Genomic DNA, 17,581 nt, shown 5'->3' on the forward strand with positions numbered 1-17,581 from the left:
GAACCGCCTGTAACAGGATGGCTTTACTAAGATTATTTTCCACTACCCCATCGCGGATATAGCGCACGGGACTAACGGTGAAGAGTATATTAATTTTCCGGTTGCGGAAAAACAGGCGATGCATCACGTTATCCAGCGCGGTAACCACTTCATCTACCGTAAGCATGCGTTTGTAGAAGTTACCGGCCGGCACCTTATGACAGTTACCTGCCAGGCGGTTATTTTCCTTTAAGATGTAAGCATGGGCAGATCCCAGGGTAATGATGAGCCAGTCGGCGCTTTCAATAGCCTTTGTGGCGGCAGCCTGCATCCGGTGGATGTTTTCCAGCGTGGCTTCCGGCGTAAGGCCGGAGAAACGGCTGTGATGATCCCAGCTGTTCCAGAGGTCATTGTGCATGAAAAGATCTTCACGCGTATATACTTTCCCGTCGAGATATGTAGTGAGGGCCTGCGTAATACTGAGCGGGTTATATAAAATACCATGCGGGTTCACCAGGGTATTAAAGCGGTGCTCCTGTAGCTTCCCGCCTATTTCTTCTGCAAAACAGGAGCCCATCAGCAACAGCTCCTGGCCATACTGTATGGGAGCCGGCAGCGGCGTTACGGGAAAGCTTAAATGAAATTGCATGTAATACAGTTAATCTTTAAAAACGGCATCTGCCAGTCGCTGTGCGTTGCTTAATGCTGTCATATCCAGTGTAAGCGGCTCATTCCTTTGCTGGCAGAAGGCTACCAGGTTTTCGGTGGCCAGGTTGCCCACCAGCTCATCTTTGGCCATGGGACAGCCGCCTATGCCTTTAATGGCGCTGTCGAACCGTTTGCAGCCCTGTTCATAGGCGGCCAGTACCTTCTCTTCCCACTTATTGGGCGCTGCGTGGAAATGTGCGCCGAACTCCACACCGGGGTAAGCCGGGATGAGATGTTTGAACAGGCTGCTGATAGTAGCCGGATCTGCCACGCCCACTGTATCTGCGAGGGAGATCACGCCTATTTCCATCTTCACCATTTCTGCCACCCATTGCAGCACAATTTCCGGGCTGTACGGATCTCCATAGGGATTACCGAACCCCATGGAAATATAGATCACCAGTTCTTTCCTGTTCTTAATGCACAGTTCCTGCATAGAATGCACCTGTTCCAGTGATTCCGCAATGGTTTTATTGGTATTTCTCAGCTGGAAAGTTTCTGATATGGAGAAGGGAAAGCCCAGGTAATTAATTTCGTCGAATACCACCGCTTCCTCCGCTCCCCGCAGGTTGGCCACAATGGCCAGCAGCTTACTTTTGGAACCGGTTAGTTGCAGCCGGGGAATAACGTCTTTTGTATCTGCCATTTGTGGAATGGCTTTGGGAGATACAAAACTGCCGAAATCGATCGTATCAAAACCAACCTTTAACAGGGCATCCAGGTATTGCACTTTTTCGTCCGTACTGATCATTCTGTGCCAGCCCTGCATAGCGTCGCGGGGGCATTCAACTAATTTGAGCATAGTAAACCATTTTCGTGGCGGGCGCCCGCAGGTCCGCTAAATATTTACCGTTCTTTGTTTCAGCGCTTCATATAAAATGATACCGGCGGCTACAGACACATTGAAAGATTCAAAGTTGCCCGCCATCGGGATGCGGAACAGCACGTCGGAAGCTTTGATCAGGGCGGGATACACGCCTTTGTCTTCCGAGCCCATGATCACTGCTACCGGTTCTTTCAGGTCGCAATCGTACAGTTTTATTTCCGTTTCCATTTCACTGGCCATCACCTTGATACCGTTGAGATGCAGGGTATCGATCGCTTTGTTCAGGCTGTTCACCCGGCAAACCGCGATACGCTCCAGCGCACCGGCAGATGACTTTACTGCTTCTTCATTCAATGCAGCAATGCCTTTATCAGGAATAATGATGGCCTGTGCGCCGCAACACACGGCGCTGCGGGCAATGGCGCCTATATTACGTACGTCTGTAATACCATCCAGTATAAGGAACAGCGGTGTTTCCCCCTTTTCTGTTACATGGGAGATCACATCCTGCAGGTCCAGGTAGGTAACATTGCCGGCAATGGCCACCACTCCCTGGTGATTGGCCTGGGTAAGCCCGTTGAGCTTTTCCACCGGCACATAGTTAATGGGAACGTTCTGGGTTTGGGCCAGTTCCCTTATTTGAGGGATAATGTCGCCGGTAGCGGTGCGCAGCATGAAGATACGCTCAATGGGCTTCCCGGTATTCAGGGCTTCCAATAACGGCTGACGGCCAATAATCATGGTAGATTGCTTTGGCCGCTGCGTTGCATATTTTTTGGGGCCTCGCTGCCCCTCTTTTCTTTCACCTTTGAAAGCGTTAAATTTCCTTTCCATTTGCTGCAAAGGTAACGGGTTTATTTGTTTAATAAGCCTTCATAGCCCATTAGCTTTACTTTTTGTATGGCTGCAACCGATAAGGAATCTGTGATTTCAAAGTTGTTCACCATCCGGTAGGCTTCTTCAAAAGGTACTTTTTTAACGATCAGTTGTTCTGTTTCTTCCGGTTCAGCCACCTGCTGTTCCAGCCCACGGGCCAGGAACACCACCCCTTCTTCATCGGAAACGGAATTGGAGAGGTCCAGACGCGTAATTTCCTCCCAGTGAGCCGCTACCAGGCCGGTTTCTTCCAGCAATTCCCTTTTGGCGGTATCCAGCCCGGTTTCCACCCCTAATGGCGCACCCCCTTCCGGGATTTCCCAGGTGAAACGCTTTAATGGGAAACGGTACTGCCCCACGAGATAAATATTCATGTCATCATCCAGCGCTACCACGCCCACTGCCAGGTTCTTGAAATGTACCACCCCATAAATACCGGCGCTGCCGGCAGGGTTTAATCCTTCGTGATGCCATACACTGATCCAGTTGTTATCATACCTGAGGTCCCTGGAGTGAATGGTCCAGGGGTTCTTTGTTGTGTCCATGTGTTGCGGAGGCGATCCGCGTTTTTTAAAGTGCTTTATAATAATAGTAGGAATTCGTATCTCTTTTGAACCCTTCTTTTTCGTAGAGTTTCTGTGCACCGGTGTTGGCAATATAGGTTTGTAACATGAGCCAGGCTGCATTGGTAGATTTACCATACTCAGCAGCCTTGTCCAGCAGGGCTTTACCGGCGCCCATGCCGCGGTGCTCTTCCAATACATACAGATCGTTCAGCAGCCAGCCGCGTTTCATGCCCAGGGAAGTGAAGATGGGATATAGCTGGGTGAAACCAATAATTTCAGCGTCCAGCAATGCCACAAATATTACACTATCTTTTTGCGTTATTCTTTCGGTAACAAAATCCAGCGCCCCTTTGAAATCAGGCGCCTGATCATAGTAACTGCGGTAGGCATCAAACAATACCGCCACTTCATTCGTATGTAACTCCGTTGCCTGGATAACATCCATAAAATAACTGGTTTAATAATCCATCTCAATTTAAATCATTTCCACTACAAAAGAAAAGATGCTCCTTCCGGTAAACACCGGGGTGAGCATCTGTCTATAAACTTCTACCTTAAAAAATTATAGCTATTACAATTCTGCAGTTGCTGCAAGCCTTTTTTTACTTTTATTCACAGCGCTGTTCACCAGGTACACGCCGCCAATGGTCACCAACGAACAGATACCTGTTAACCACGTGAGGTTTTCATGCAGGATGAGCCATCCCAGCAACACCGCCACCACGGGGTTGATATACGCATAAATGGATACCTGTGCCGGCGGCAGGTTATTTAACGCAAACACATATGCAGAATAGGAAAACACTGAGCCTACCAATACCAGGTACAGTAAACTTTCCCACAATTCCGTAGTGAAACTTTGTATTTCCACATGCTGCCCAAGAAATAAGGTGGCCACCAGTAACATGATAATACCGCTGAAAAACATCTGGAAGCCCGCGCCATACAGGTAATTCACACCGAGCGACCATTTCGCGGTCAATACAGAGCCCAGGGCCCAGAATATACAGGAAACAAAACCAATGATGATCCCGAACTGGAAATCAGGGTTCATGAGACTGGACAAATAATTATAAAAGATCCCTGCCACGCCGCCAAAGCCCAGGATCATCCCGATGATGAGCTGTAAGCTAAGCCGGGTACGCTGTACCAGGAAATAGCTGGTAATGGTGATCCAGATGGGAATAGTAGCCGCAATGATGGCGCCCAGCCCACTGGGAATATACCGCAACGCCCAGGTAAGTAAACCATTTCCACCGCATAACATCAGTGTGCCGATCACAAACAATTTCGACAACACTATTCTTCCCGGTAATTTATATCCCTTCAGTAAGAAAAATCCGGTGATCAGGAATCCGGCTGTTGCCTGTCTTATGCCGGCCAGCATCACTCCATGCATGTGCCTTACGCCCACACTGGATGCCAGGTAAGTGGTTCCCCAGAAAATACTTACAATGGCAAGCGCTATGTAAGCATTTGTATTTGATTTACGCATAAGTATATTTATTCACTATTTCCTCTGCCAGTACCTTCATGGTATCATAAGCCATCAATACATCTTTACTGCCGGTGCGCCAGTTCACCAAAGCCGCGCGTATGGCGGAACGGCCGGCATAAGTGGTAGCCGTCATACATACCACGCCGCTGTTGTTCAGCGCTTCCAGGAATTCCTGTACCGCTTCTCCTTCTGCTTCCGGCGCCACCTGCAATGTGAAGCATACCACACAAAGCCGCACCGGCGACAACAGCACAAAATTCGGATCTGTTTCCAGCAGGCTGCCCAGCTGTTTGGCTAATGAAATATCGTTTTCCACCAACCAGCGATAGCCTTCTTTCCCGTAGGCCATTAAAGAAAACCAGGCGGGCAAAGCGCGCTGCCGGCGCGAGTTTTCAGGTATATGATTAATGAAATTGAATTGTGTGGCAGGATCGCCTAAGTAGGCTGCGCCTGCATTCTGGAATACGGCCGACTGTAACTCCGGGTGCCTGCAAAAGATCATGGCGGCATCATAAGGTACATTCAGCCATTTATGTGCATCAACGGTGATACTGTCTGCTTCTTCCCAACCGGTCAGCAGGTATTTCCACTGATCGCTGCAGGCGGCAAAACCGCCAAAAGCAGCATCCACATGCAACCAGAAGCCATACTCTTTTTTCAGCTGCACCAGTGCGGCGATATCATCAAAATCAACCGTGTTCACGGTGCCTGCATTCGCTACGTATATAACCGGCGCTCCTTTATGCGCTTCCAGGTATTGCCGCAGAGCGGCGATATCCACACTTTCACGGCCTGGCAGCACCGGCACGCGCACCAGGTTGTTGCGGCCCATTCCCAGCATGGACATGGCTTTGCCAATACTGGAATGCGGTACGGCGGATACTACTTTCAGCCCCGGTAATGCAGCAGCACCATCTGCTGAAATATCTGCCCCATGCTGCTGCCCTACCCATTGCCTGCCGGTAGCAAGCCCTGTAAAGTTGGACATGGTAGCACCGGAAACAAAACAACCAAGGAAAGCTTCCGGTAAGCCGAACAGCGCTTTCAGCAAAGCAATGGTTTCCGTTTCTATATAAAACGCGGCAGAACCTTTATCGGATGAATTAAGATCCGTGGCAGCAGCCAGCCAGTCGCCCATCAACGCAGCGGGCGTAACGCCGCCTGTTACAAATCCCCAGTAACGCGGCCCCGCGGCGGCAGTAATGCTATTACCGTATTGCTGCCGGAAGGCTTCCAGTGCAGCAGCGCCACCCAGCCCGGTAACGGGAATGGATGTACGGCAACTGATCTCCACCTTTTTATCGGCCGCCAGTTTATCTATTGCTGACAAAAACCTGCTGCTGAAATCTTTGGTTAACTGTAGTAACTGATCTGTATGTTTCAGGTCTTCCTGCAATTTCAATTCCATGATTACGGGTTGTTGATAAGAATTTTGGGTTATAATTCAGGAACAAAATTGAGACAAATTATTATCTGAAAACAGATTCAGTTTTTTAAATATTGACCATATCAGATGATATCACATTAAACCGGTGAATAAATCGGTCCGTTCATGTTCCAGCAGCCAGCGCTTACGCCAGAGGCCACCGGCATAGCCCGTGAGAGAGCCATCACTACCAATTACGCGATGACAGGGAACAATGATAGCCAGCCTGTTTTTACCATTGGTAGTGCCTACTGCGCGGATGCTTTTCGGATTGTTGATACGGCGCGCCAGTTGCTGGTAGGAAATAGTGTGACCAAATGGAATAGCAGTTAGTTGTTGCCACACCGTTTGTTGAAACTCCGTCCCTTCCTGGAAAATGGGCAGCTCAAATATTTTGCGGTCGCCGGCAAAATATTCGTATAGCTGCTGCGCGCAATCCAGCAACAGCGCAGGCGCCTGGGGAAAATCCACCGCGGGTTCATCGGTGAAGGAAACAGCGTTGATAAATTGAGTGGTACCACTGATCTGCAGCGGTCCAACGGGAGTGTCTATACGTAAATGATACAATCCATCTTCCATAAAATAATCTATTGGGGTAATAATGACCTCCATAAATAAAACGTGGCGTATGCAGCATGTTCCTTCCATGGCTTTGTATATTCCTGTAACATAGGCATAGAAGGCTTGGCTTCCAAATTTAACCTATTTTTTATTGCATTCTGCAAACCAACATCTTCCAGTAAAACAGATTGTGGAAAACGGCGGTACTTCATCAACGCATAGTTGGCCGACCAGTTGCCGATCCCTTTCATGGCCACCAGGCTTTCGCGGGCAGTTTCATAGCTCATGGCATTCAGGCCAGCTTCACTGAGCGCGCCACTGGCCATTTGCCTGGCAGTTTCTACCAGGTACAATGCTTTACTGCGGGAAAACTGCATGGGAGTAAGCTGGTCTGGTGTTAAAGCGGCTATCACGCGTGGATGAGGATACAAATAAAAATCAGTGTTGTGTATGTTTGCATGATAACCAAAGTGAGTGATAAACCGTTGCCGCAGTGTGTAAGCAAAGGCCAGGTTTATTTGCTGCCCTATCACCGGCCAGGTAATGGCCTCAAAAAGATCAGGCATGCCTATGAGGCGAAGGCCATTGTATTTCTGAGCCAGCCCCTTTAACAACGGGTCTGTTTGTGTGTAGCGATAAAAAGGCTGCAGGTCGGCATCCAGGTGCCACCAATGTGTGATATAGCTTACGATAGGCGCTTCCGCCACTTCTATGCCGGTGGGCGCCAGCACGGTTACTTCGAGGAAATCCTTTTTTGAGCCGGGCGCAATTTCCACTACCACCGGTTCCCCGTCCGACAATAACATGCGCCGCACTTTCCCTTCATGTATATAATGCAAACATTCTTTATCCGACCTTCCCAGGAAACGCAGGCATTCTTCAAAGGAAAAATGTGCGGGGTCATTAATGGGGATCCTTATTTTCTGCAAAGCCATGTTGCGAAAATACGTAAAGCCGGGATTTTTGCTTTACGCTTTCTTGCGGATTTTTAAGGATGAATTCTAAGACGCCATGTTTTAAAACTGGAACTGCCAGCGATAAATGCCCAATCCCAGCAGCATACCGGCTATACCGCCAATAATACTGGCTACCGCATCCATAATATCGTAATGCCCCCTGCCGGTGACCAGCGACAACAGCTCAAAACCGTAACTAATGGCTACTACCAAAGCAAGGGCCAGCAAAGTGGCCGTTAACGTGCGGCCGGGGAATACCACTTCTGCTCCCACCTGCAACACTATTCCCATCAGGATACCCACGAAGAAATGTTTCCATTTATCAGGTGCTATTCTTTTTATCATCTCTCTATAAAATTACCTTGGGGAAGATAAGATATATTCCCCAAGGTAATTTTATTATCCACCTGAATAAATGATCAGTCCCAGCCCGGCGGCAAACAACAGGAACATACCGGTTATGAGCCCACTGGTGCCCTTTGGTGCAGCTTTAAATTCTTTCCATATGAACACGCCCCATAAGGCGGCAACAAGCGTGGCTCCCTGCCCCAGTCCGTAGGAAACAGCGGCGCCGGCTTTCCCAGCGGCAATCAAACTGAGGGAATTCCCCAGTCCCCAGATCACACCACCCAGCACACCCACCAGATGCGTGGGAAATTTCCCGGCGAAATAGTCGGCATACCCTGTAGGCGTTCCTGTAAAAGGACGTTTCATTAAAATGGTATTGAACAAAAAGTTGCTGATGAAAATGCCCGTGGAGAAAATGACAACGGCCGTATAGGGCGTCATTTTCCCGGCCGCCGGATGCACAAAATCCTGCAGGTCCATAGACGCGGCAATGAACCGGTAAAAGAACGACATCAGCACGCCGGCTACGATAGATAATAAGATACCCGTAGACGATACCTTACGGTTTTCGCCCGAAGCTTTACGGTAGGCCACTGCATTAAGCACAATAGCCACCGTTACCAGCGCTACACCGGTAAAAAGCCATACAGGATTGCCTTTTGCAGCGCCCAGGTAATTGATCACCACGCCCAGCACCAGGGCCAGCCCAATGCCTACAGGGAAAGCCACCGACATACCGGCAATGGCAATAGCGGCCGTTAAAAGAATATTAGCGGCATTGAAAATAATGCCGCCCAATAACGCACTGGCAATATTGATCCCTGCAGCCTGCGACAGATCGGCCAGGAAGCTGCGTCCTTCATGGCCGCTGCTACCCAGTGTAAAAGCCGAAAGCAACGAAAACAGTAAGATGCCTATCACATAGTCCCAGTAAAATAATTCGAAGCGCCAGGTTTTGCCGGCCAGCTTTTGCGTGTTGGCCCAGGAGCCCCAACATAACATCGTGATCACGCATAACCAAACGGCCGTTCCATAATCTTGTACAATAAACATGCGTAATAATTCTTATTGTTTGAAATGATGCGTACCTGTTCTATTGCTTCGGTTGATGCGCCATCAGCTGTTCAATCACAGCCTGTACCTGTTGCGGCGGCATTTTTTCCACCAGGTAATCCTGTCCGCTGCCGCTGCTATCCCAGGTATTGCTGCCATTGGGCGCTATTTTTATTTTGCCGCTCTGTAAGGTGTAGTAGGGTTCATAGCCGCGAATAGCTATCAATACGGCCGTTTCGTCCCAGCTCATTCTGCCCTGCGCATCGTCCGGCGACTGCGGGATGCAGATCCGGAATACGTCCTTCACAGGACTGTTCTGAATGCTTTCGTTCTGCGACAGGGGTAAACCGGTTTTAATATTCCATCCTATTTCAAAGCCGGAGTAAATCACTTTAGTAGGCCAGTGCTCAAAGGCGGCTATGGAGGCAGTGGAATCACAGAACACATTGAACTCCCTTCCTTCCGGGAATTTACCCGCCATGCTCACCAGCAACTTTACCTTTTGTGTAACCAGTTCCTTACCGGTAAGCGGTGAAATATCATCGCCTTTTGAATTCAGCAGATTGGCAAGGTTGGTAAGAAAACCTACGGTAACAATGGTTACGCTTTGATCCGGCTGGGCGGCCAGTACTTTGCGGTATAACGTAACTGCATCTTCCGCTTCGCTGTTGCTTTTAATGGCATGCGGGTATTTCGCCAGGATGGAATCCGTCCAGTGCTGGCTGTCGCGCATATCCACACCAGCTCCTTTGGGCACGCCAATGGGAATATCGGGCCGTTTGAAATAAGTATTGAATACATTCAGCACGGCAGCAATACCTTCATACTTGTTACTGGCAATAGTAGCCAGGATCTTTGCTTCCCCGGAATCGGCCAGGGCATGGAGCAGGGCGATGGCGCCTGCATCATCATAATCGGGACCGATATCGGAATCAAAAATAATGGCGACTTTCTCCCCGGTAATTTCCTTTGCCTTTTCCGACATAGCGCAGGATGCTAAAAAACTGATCATGGCAAATGACAGCGCTACTGCTAATGCCTTCTTTTTGTGGAATTTCATATAGGTTGATATTTATTGAATTTAATAGATGTTACCAGCCATTATTTTGTTTATAGAGGCCGTCGCTCAGGTCGATCTGCTGCGTAGGCACCGGTAAATACTCATCACGGTTCTTTGTAAAATGAGCGACCTGCAGGTAAGTCCTGCGTTTACTTTCTATCTCAAAATAATCATTCAGCACTTCTGCTGCAATGCCCCAGCGCACCAAATCAAAAAAACGGGCGCCCTCCATACCAAATTCCAAACGCCGTTCCCACTGCAAAGCCTTGCGGGCATTGGCCTGCGTCCAGGCAATGTTTTGTCCGGGTTTATATAGCTCCACATGATAATTCGAGTAGGGGTGACCGTTAGCATCCACCAACCTGCCGGTGCTGTTCTTTGCACGCTGGCGTACCTGGTTAATAATATCCACGGCTTCGTTCTGCCGGCCCAGTTCTATCAGCGCCTCTGCTTTCCAGAGCAGTACATCGTCGAATTTAATGATGTCGTTGTTCATGGAACTGGCGGGATAAGCGTATCCCTTGGCCGTAGTAAGACAGGGGCAATCGGCCTGTACTACAGATTTCATCCCGGAGAAAGGGCCGTATAATTCAGGTCCCCTGGTCCAGGAACTGGTTTGATAAATGATATTGTTCTGGTACTTGAAAGGATGGCCTGGTAGTCCTACGGTATGATCCAGGCGGGGATCGAAGGAGTTAGCCTGGAAGTCGGCCTGGTCTTTCATTTCTACATTGTTGAACGTTTCAAATTTCGGCAGTCCGTCGAGGCCGGTTTGAAAAGCATTCACCAGGTTCTGGCTGGGCCGGTGAAAAGAGCAGCAGCCATATGCCGGGTACATGGGATAATTCAGGGCGGTAGACATATCTATCCTGCCCACTTCCGATCCGTCGTTCAGGGAACGCTGCACTGCGAAAATGGATTCTTTCCCGTTTTCGAACTGCCACAGGTAATTTTCTGCGTAGTCGCCGGATAACTTGTACCCGCTGCCGGTGATGATATCGCTGGTAAGCGTTACTACTTCGTTCAGGCGTTGGGGGTTGATGTGGGTCACGTTGTTCTGTTCGTCCTGTTCATACGCCTGGTATAAACGCACTTTTGCCAGGTATGCCTTTGCGGTGTAAATATTTGGCCGGCCTATTTGTTCCTGCTGCTGCGGTAGGTCATCCACACCTGCCTGGAAATCGTCCGCAATTTTATTCCATTGCTCATCGTTGGTGTACTGCACATTGGAAACGGTGTTGATACTGTCCTGTGAAATTGTTTCATCAATAAAAGGTACTTTTTTGAAATGGCTTTTCAGCAGGAAATAAAAATGTGCGCGGATAAAACGCATTTCCGCCCTGCGTTGTTTCTTTTCAGGATAACTATCGTCGCTTAACCCGTTAATCCCTTTCAGGGCCAGGTTAGCGCGCTGCACGCCCATGAACAACCTTGTCCATAACAGGTTACCACGGCTTTGGTTTTCCTGGATGGTGGAGAATACTTCATACTGGGTAAACTCCCCCTGGTCGGCCGTTCCAAGTCCGCCTTTGTAAGCGTCGTCCGACCGCACGCTACCGTATACCCATGCACTGGTGTAAGGCACTTCCCAGTGATCGTTGCCCAAACTAGCGTAAGCGGCTATTACCAGTTTTTCCACGTTTTCCGGAGTGTTCAGATCATCCGCCCCCACCACGCCTTTTGGCGGTACGTCCAGGAACCGGCTGCATGCAGGAAGCAAAATTCCCAGGCACATCAACAGTAAACTAAATTTTATATAGTATTTCATAACGCAGCTGTTTTAAAATTCAGAATGATAAATTGAAACCAAAGGTGATCTTACGCGGGCGCGGAAATCCATAGCCGGAATCTTCCGGGTCTGCAGATACATAAGCATCCTTACCTGAATTATCTTTAAAAGACAACAGGTTCTGACCGGTTACGTACACCCGGATAGGATTCAGGTGTTTGATGTTCTTTATCAGGTATCCCAGGCTTACTTCGCGGAGTTTTACATAAGCACCGTTTTCTATAAAATAAGATGACAATCTTCCTTCGTTGTTATTATCCGCCAGTGTAACGGCGGGAATGGTGGAATTAGGATTCTGTGGCGTCCACGCGTTAAGTGTACGGCTGCCATAGTTGGTGCCCGCCCAGAGGTTGGTGAAATCAGAAAATCTTTTGCGTTCGTCGTATACCGAAATGCCGGCTACCCCCTGGAAAAAGATACTAAGGGTAAATCCTTTGTATTCGCCCTGCAGATTTAAGCCGAATGAATATTGTGGTGAAGAAATACCAAGGTATCGTTGATCCAGTGTGTTGATCACGCCATCGTTATTCAGGTCTGCATACCTGATCCGGCCTATGCCTTTACCAGGTTGTTCTGCACTGTTGTCTACTTCTTTTTTATTCTGGAAGATCCCATCTGCTACGTACCCGAAAATAGAGTTCATGGAACGTCCGAGAATAGTTTGTTCAGAGTTGCCGGGATAGGAATGTACTACGTTATCGGGCAGGTCGGTGATCTTGTCGCTGTAGTGGCCTACATTTCCGACAACGGAATAGTTGAAGGCGCCCACCTGGTCTTTATAGCCTACTGCAATTTCAAAGCCTGTTGTTTTAACAGAAGCGCCGTTTACAAAGCGGGTACCGCCTTCGCCCTGTGCGGCCAGGTAAGCCGGCGAAATCAGGATATCTTTGGTAGCCCGGTTAAAAAAATCGAAAGAAGCGGTTAATTTCTGATCCAGCAATCCTACATCCAGGCCTATATTTTTTTCGGTGGTAGATTCCCAGCGAAGGTCGTCGTTACCGTTCTGTGTTTGCCGGAAGCCGGATAATAAAGGACCGGAATCGGCGCCTCCAATATCGTACGCGGTACCGTTGTCAGAGGTGAATGGCATAGCGCCCAGGCCATAGTAAGTTTCATACAGGCCATACCGCGCGGTGCTGGAGATTTCCTGGTTACCGGTTCTGCCCCACCCCGCCCTTAGTTTCAGGTCGGAGATGATCCGGGTATTGTCTTTAATAAAATTCTCTTCATTAATTCTCCATCCGGCGCTGATAGCCGGGAATGTACCGAAGCGGTTATTTTTTCCAAACCGCGATGAGCCGTCATAGCGCAAGGTAGCGGAGAACAGGTACTTACTGTCGTACGAATAATTGACCTTCCCAAAGTAAGAGAGCAATGAAAAGCCGTTGGCGTTGCCGCCTACCGTTTGGTTACCACTACCGGCATCTTCCACGAAGTAATCCAGTGTTTCCAGCGCAAAGTTTTCTTTATAGGTAGAATTGATGGCGTATTTATTTCTCACGGCCTCACTTCCCACCAAAAAAGTAGCGTGGTGTTTACTGGCTTCCAGGTTATACTGGATAGTGGTGTTCAGGTTCCAGTTGAATTCCTCCGATTTTGAATTCTTTAATGAGTTCACGGTACGGCTGATAAAACCGGTGGAAAATTTCCGCTGGATATCGCGGATCCCGGTATTGGAATGTTCCACACCGAGGGAAGCATTTACCGTAAGATTTTTCAGGATAGATACATTTGCATAGATATTACCAAAAATATTCAGGGAATTTACGCGGTCCCATTTATTAAGGTCCAGTGTCATCAGCGGGTTGGGATGATCCACAAAGCTACCGGTGATAGGGCCGGAATATTCGCCGTTGGGCAGTTTCACCGGCAGTACCGGCTGGATCTGCAGGGCATCGGCAAAGGCCGTCGTACTACCGTCGCCGTTATCTATGCCATTGGAGATAGCGAGGTTCTCCCCGATCCTGATCTTTCCATCGAGGAACTTGTGATGGGAGTTGACGCGGAGCGACAGCTTCTGGTAATCTTTGAACTCTTCCACGTATTTATCTTTCAGGTAACCGACAGACATAAACGCGCCGCCATTCTTACTACCCGAAGAAAGCGAGAGATTATATTCCTGGATCAGTCCTGGCCTTGTAATGGCATCGAACCAGTTGGTATTGGCAGAAGGCACGCCGGGCGCCAGTTCATCCGGAATTGTAAGTCCGTGTAACACGGCGGTGCCATCTGGATTGCGGGACCAGTCGTACTTCACAAAGGGAATGTCATCAGGGTTCAGTCCGTCATTGATAGTGGCCTGCCACTGTACCCTGGCGCGGTCTGCAGCATTGAGCAACTTTGGCGCCGTAGTAAATGTAGATTGTGTAACACGGGAACTGAAGTTGAAAATAGTTTTATTGGTATTCGCCTGCCGGGTGGTGACGATGATCACACCGTTCGACGAGCGGGCGCCGTAGATAGCGGCAGACGAGGCGTCTTTAAGCACCTGGATGGATTCAATGTCTTCCGCAGTGAGGATCTGGAATGCGCTCGACTTGCTGGGCACCCCATCAATGATATATAACGGGTCGTTATTATTAAGCGTGCTCACACCGCGGATCCGTACGGTAGAAGCGCCGTTGGGGTTTCCGCTGGTAGTGATGAACAGCCCCGGCACCTGGCCCTGGAGCGACTGGACAGGATTGCTGGTAGGCGCGTTTTTAAGATTATCGATCGCCACTACAGACACCGCTCCGGTAAGATCTACCTTACGCTGCGTTTGGTAACCTACCGTTACAATTTCATTTAACTGTGTGGAAGAAGCCAGCAGTACAACCGACAGCGTATGCTGACCTTTATATTGAATTTCCTGGTTTTGAAAACCTATATAGGAAAATACCAGCACCTGCTGGTCGCTTACCTGGATAGTAAAATTTCCCTTTTCATCTGTGGTGGTACCGGTGCCGGTGCCTTTTACCGCCACCGTAACGCCTGGTACCGGTTTACCCTGGTTGTCGGTTACCTGCCCGGTAACTTTATCTGCCCTGTTGGGGGTGGTGGTTTCCAGGTTTGCGCGGAACGGATATTTCCGCGCGTACAATTGAAGATGACCAACGAGCAATAGGCTCATGACGAGGCTGATAAACCTCCAAAGTAGTTTTATTTTCATAACGGAAGAATTGGTTGATTTAACGGTGGAAATGGATCGGAGCTTTATTTTTTCTTTTCGCCTTCTATTTTCAAGCTACTGGCAATAAATTCATTTCGGTATGGAATAGAGGATTGTGCACCCATTCTTGTTACAGAGATTGCGGCGGCAATGTTGGCAAACTCCACTGCATCAGGAAACAGTTTCCCTTCAGATAAAGCCACTGCCAGCGCTCCGTTAAAAACATCTCCGGCAGCAGTGGTATCTATTGCTTCTACTTTCTGCGCGGGGATCACCAACGTTTTTCCTTCCTGGCAAATAACTGCGCCCATAGCGCCCATGGTAACCACTACATTTTTCACACCCATATTGCAAATGGCTTTGGCGGCCTTTTTTGCGCTTTCAATATTGGTGACCTTAATGCCGGAAATCATTTCCGCTTCTTTCTTATTCGGTGTGATAATATCTGTATTAGCCAGTAGTTCCGGGCTGAGTGTATTGGCCGGCGCAGGATTCAGGATCACCCGCACTCCTTTGGACGCTGCATAACCGGCCACGAAATGAACAGTTTCCATAGGGATTTCCAGCTGCATCAACAGGAGGCCGGCTCCGGCTATTTCCGTTAATGCATCTTTCAGATCGTCCGGGTACAAATTACCATTGGCGCCGGAAGCCACTACAATACTGTTCTCCCCGGATTCGTCCACTGTAATGAGCGCTACGCCGGATGGCAATTCATCATCTGACAGTACATGAAAAGTATTGATGCCTTCTTCTTCAAATAACTGGGAAGATTGTTTTCCGAATACATCATTGCCTACCTTGGAGATAAAAAGTACATCCCCACCCAAACGTGCTACGGTTACTGCCTGGTTAGCGCCCTTACCTCCCGGATTCATTAAAAATGAGCCACCCAGCACGGTTTCACCGGGCACGGGTATATGACTTGTTTTTACTACCATGTCCATATTTGTGCTGCCAACAACCACTATCTTTTTTATATCCATACGTGAAATTTTTCTGTTTGTTGAAGTAAAAATATCCGGTTAAGGATTTCTATTTTGACCTTTTTTTATTATTTTCCAGAATTCTACCAGATCATGTGAACAAGTAGCGATTCATCTAAACAAGTGATAATCAACCATTTTACCGTACCCGAATTACGGCTATTCCATTAATTTCAAAATATCCCGTTATGTCTCAGGCAGCAGTGATACGTTTAGTAAAGTCTTTATCAAAATCTGAAAAACGCCGTTTCAAACTTTATACCCGTAAACACGACGGCGATAAAGAATACCTCACTTTATTTGACCTGATAGACCAGCACGAGGTGATCACCAAAGAACTGCTGGATGAAAAATTTAACCATTTTCATACAGGCGTTTCCGTTGATAACACCGCCAGGTACTTATTACAATTGCTGACCGATTGCCTGATACAATCACGCGTGAAAGAAGACGACCAGTTCCGCTTACTGCATGGTATGCTGCGGGTGAATATCCTGAAGGAGCGCAATTTGCCCGAAGAAGGATACAAGGAATTAAAGAAGCTGCAACAGTTAGCCATTGTTTCACAGGAACAGTTTATAGAATATTTCTTTTACCGGTATGAACTGAATTACCTGGCGGAATTTAATTTTCCTGGCATGACGGAAAACAAGCTGGTGGAAATACAAATGAAAGCCAGGAACGCTATCAAGGATATCCGCAATACGCACGAACATTATTCGTTATACGAATTGCTCAAATACCGGCTGCTGCATACAGGAAAAGCGATATCGGAAGAAGAAAAGAAACAGCTGAACGACCTGTTATTAAGTGAAATGAGTATTGTTAACGCCAAAACGAAGAATAGCCTGGAGTCGAGAAAACTGCACCTGCTGTTCCAGTCTTCTTTCTTTACCAATATCGGGGATTATAAATCTGCCTTAAAAACTTTTTACCAGCTGAACGGGTTGTTTGAAAAGAATAAGGTGTTGTGGCATCATCCACCGCTTGACTACCACTCTGCGCTGGATGGGATCCTCGACAGCCTGCGTACAACCGGCCGTTATGAGGAAATGGCCTTTTATGTGCAGAAACTGGAGCAGCTGGACGATAAAAATTACCCTGAATATTTCAGGTATATGGTCCGCAAATCAGCGATGATCTACCAGCTGGTGTTATTAATGGGTACGCGGCAGTTAAACGCTGCAGTAACGTATATTGAAAACAGCGATCCCGCGCTGTTAAAAGCGTATGGCCTGGTAGATGAGGAAAGGCAATGCGAACTGTTTTTCTGTTTCGGGCTGGCCTATTTCCGGAATGGCAATTTTAAAAAAGCACAAAAGTATATCAATGAAATTGTGCTGATAGGCAAAGCCAGTTACCAATCGGTTATTTACAGGGTATCGCGGTTGTTGAGCATTCTTATTCATTATGAAGCCAATAACCTGGAATATCTTGATTACGAGATCAGGTCGTTCAAACGTGCGTTCCAGTACAGCGGGGTGCGGTTGAAAGTGGAGAATATGATCTTTAAAACGATAAAGGCCTATCCGAAAATGAATAGCCCCAGGAAGAATGAATTGTTGTGGGAGAAAATATCCCCGGTACTGACGGGTATCGAGAAAGATAAGTTTGAAATGCAGCTCCGGAAATATTTTGATTTTACAGGATGGATAAAAAGTAAATTCCTCCCGGTTGCCCGTTAAAACAGCCGGCAGCCATGAAAGCGCTTCCATGGCTGCCGGGTGGATATTACCCCTGCGGCTGTGTTCTTGAAGTAATCGCAATACGGTTCCATGAATTAATGACAACAATGGCC

General features: G+C 48.1%; 16 protein-coding genes. 1 reads left to right on the top strand and 15 read right to left on the bottom strand.

What is annotated here, in order from left to right; genetic code table 11:
• The 15 genes from VIM72_RS06740 to rbsK form a co-directional block, all read right to left on the bottom strand.
• On the bottom strand, positions 1-628 hold a 628-nt coding region (locus tag VIM72_RS06740), incomplete at its 3' end, for a GSCFA domain-containing protein (RefSeq protein ID WP_332002098.1).
• A 9-nt stretch (positions 629-637) separates the two neighbouring features.
• Positions 638-1,489, bottom strand: coding sequence for a hydroxymethylglutaryl-CoA lyase (locus tag VIM72_RS06745; protein WP_332002099.1), 852 nt, complete (start codon positions 1,487-1,489; stop codon positions 638-640).
• A 36-nt stretch (positions 1,490-1,525) separates the two neighbouring features.
• Complete coding sequence (gene rlmB, locus VIM72_RS06750; RefSeq protein ID WP_332002100.1) at positions 1,526-2,347, bottom strand: 23S rRNA (guanosine(2251)-2'-O)-methyltransferase RlmB; 822 nt, start codon at positions 2,345-2,347, stop codon at positions 1,526-1,528.
• Between the two features lie 20 nt (positions 2,348-2,367).
• The gene (locus VIM72_RS06755; RefSeq protein WP_332002101.1) at positions 2,368-2,934 is read right to left on the bottom strand and encodes an NUDIX hydrolase; all 567 of its coding nucleotides are present in this window, start codon (positions 2,932-2,934) and stop codon (positions 2,368-2,370) included.
• A 25-nt stretch (positions 2,935-2,959) separates the two neighbouring features.
• Positions 2,960-3,400 (bottom strand): GNAT family N-acetyltransferase, encoded by a 441-nt coding sequence (locus VIM72_RS06760; RefSeq protein ID WP_332002102.1) that lies wholly within the window; start codon positions 3,398-3,400, stop codon positions 2,960-2,962.
• 126 nt (positions 3,401-3,526) lie between these two features.
• On the bottom strand, positions 3,527-4,450 hold the full coding sequence (locus VIM72_RS06765) for an EamA family transporter (RefSeq protein ID WP_332002103.1): 924 nt from the start codon (positions 4,448-4,450) through the stop codon (positions 3,527-3,529).
• The gene (locus VIM72_RS06770) at positions 4,443-5,861 is read right to left on the bottom strand and encodes a pyridoxal phosphate-dependent decarboxylase family protein (RefSeq protein WP_332002104.1); all 1,419 of its coding nucleotides are present in this window, start codon (positions 5,859-5,861) and stop codon (positions 4,443-4,445) included. The genes VIM72_RS06765 and VIM72_RS06770 overlap by 8 nt, the downstream gene beginning before the upstream one ends.
• A gap of 111 nt (positions 5,862-5,972) precedes the next feature.
• Positions 5,973-6,458, bottom strand: coding sequence for a methylated-DNA--[protein]-cysteine S-methyltransferase (locus VIM72_RS06775; RefSeq protein WP_332002105.1), 486 nt, complete (start codon positions 6,456-6,458; stop codon positions 5,973-5,975).
• 8 nt (positions 6,459-6,466) lie between these two features.
• Positions 6,467-7,375 (bottom strand): DNA-3-methyladenine glycosylase family protein, encoded by a 909-nt coding sequence (locus VIM72_RS06780; protein WP_332002106.1) that lies wholly within the window; start codon positions 7,373-7,375, stop codon positions 6,467-6,469.
• An 81-nt stretch (positions 7,376-7,456) separates the two neighbouring features.
• On the bottom strand, positions 7,457-7,741 hold the full coding sequence (locus tag VIM72_RS06785; RefSeq protein ID WP_332002107.1) for a hypothetical protein: 285 nt from the start codon (positions 7,739-7,741) through the stop codon (positions 7,457-7,459).
• Positions 7,742-7,795: 54 nt separating this feature from the next.
• Complete coding sequence (locus tag VIM72_RS06790) at positions 7,796-8,797, bottom strand: GRP family sugar transporter (RefSeq protein WP_332002108.1); 1,002 nt, start codon at positions 8,795-8,797, stop codon at positions 7,796-7,798.
• Between the two features lie 40 nt (positions 8,798-8,837).
• Entirely contained in the window at positions 8,838-9,857 is a 1,020-nt protein-coding gene (locus VIM72_RS06795; RefSeq protein ID WP_332002109.1) for a nucleoside hydrolase, read from the bottom strand.
• A gap of 31 nt (positions 9,858-9,888) precedes the next feature.
• Complete coding sequence (locus VIM72_RS06800; protein WP_332002110.1) at positions 9,889-11,625, bottom strand: RagB/SusD family nutrient uptake outer membrane protein; 1,737 nt, start codon at positions 11,623-11,625, stop codon at positions 9,889-9,891.
• A 19-nt stretch (positions 11,626-11,644) separates the two neighbouring features.
• Positions 11,645-14,797 (bottom strand): TonB-dependent receptor, encoded by a 3,153-nt coding sequence (locus VIM72_RS06805; protein ID WP_332002111.1) that lies wholly within the window; start codon positions 14,795-14,797, stop codon positions 11,645-11,647.
• Positions 14,798-14,841: 44 nt separating this feature from the next.
• Positions 14,842-15,783, bottom strand: coding sequence for a ribokinase (rbsK, locus tag VIM72_RS06810; RefSeq protein WP_332002112.1), 942 nt, complete (start codon positions 15,781-15,783; stop codon positions 14,842-14,844).
• A 188-nt stretch (positions 15,784-15,971) separates the two neighbouring features.
• On the opposite strand from rbsK, the gene VIM72_RS06815 reads away from it, so the two are divergent.
• Positions 15,972-17,468, top strand: a complete 1,497-nt coding sequence (locus VIM72_RS06815; RefSeq protein ID WP_332002113.1) for a hypothetical protein — start codon at positions 15,972-15,974, stop codon at positions 17,466-17,468.
• Positions 17,469-17,581: the final 113 nt, after the last annotated feature.

It is taken from the genome of Chitinophaga sp. (genome assembly GCF_036569185.1).
In the GTDB taxonomy this organism is placed as follows: domain Bacteria; phylum Bacteroidota; class Bacteroidia; order Chitinophagales; family Chitinophagaceae; genus Chitinophaga.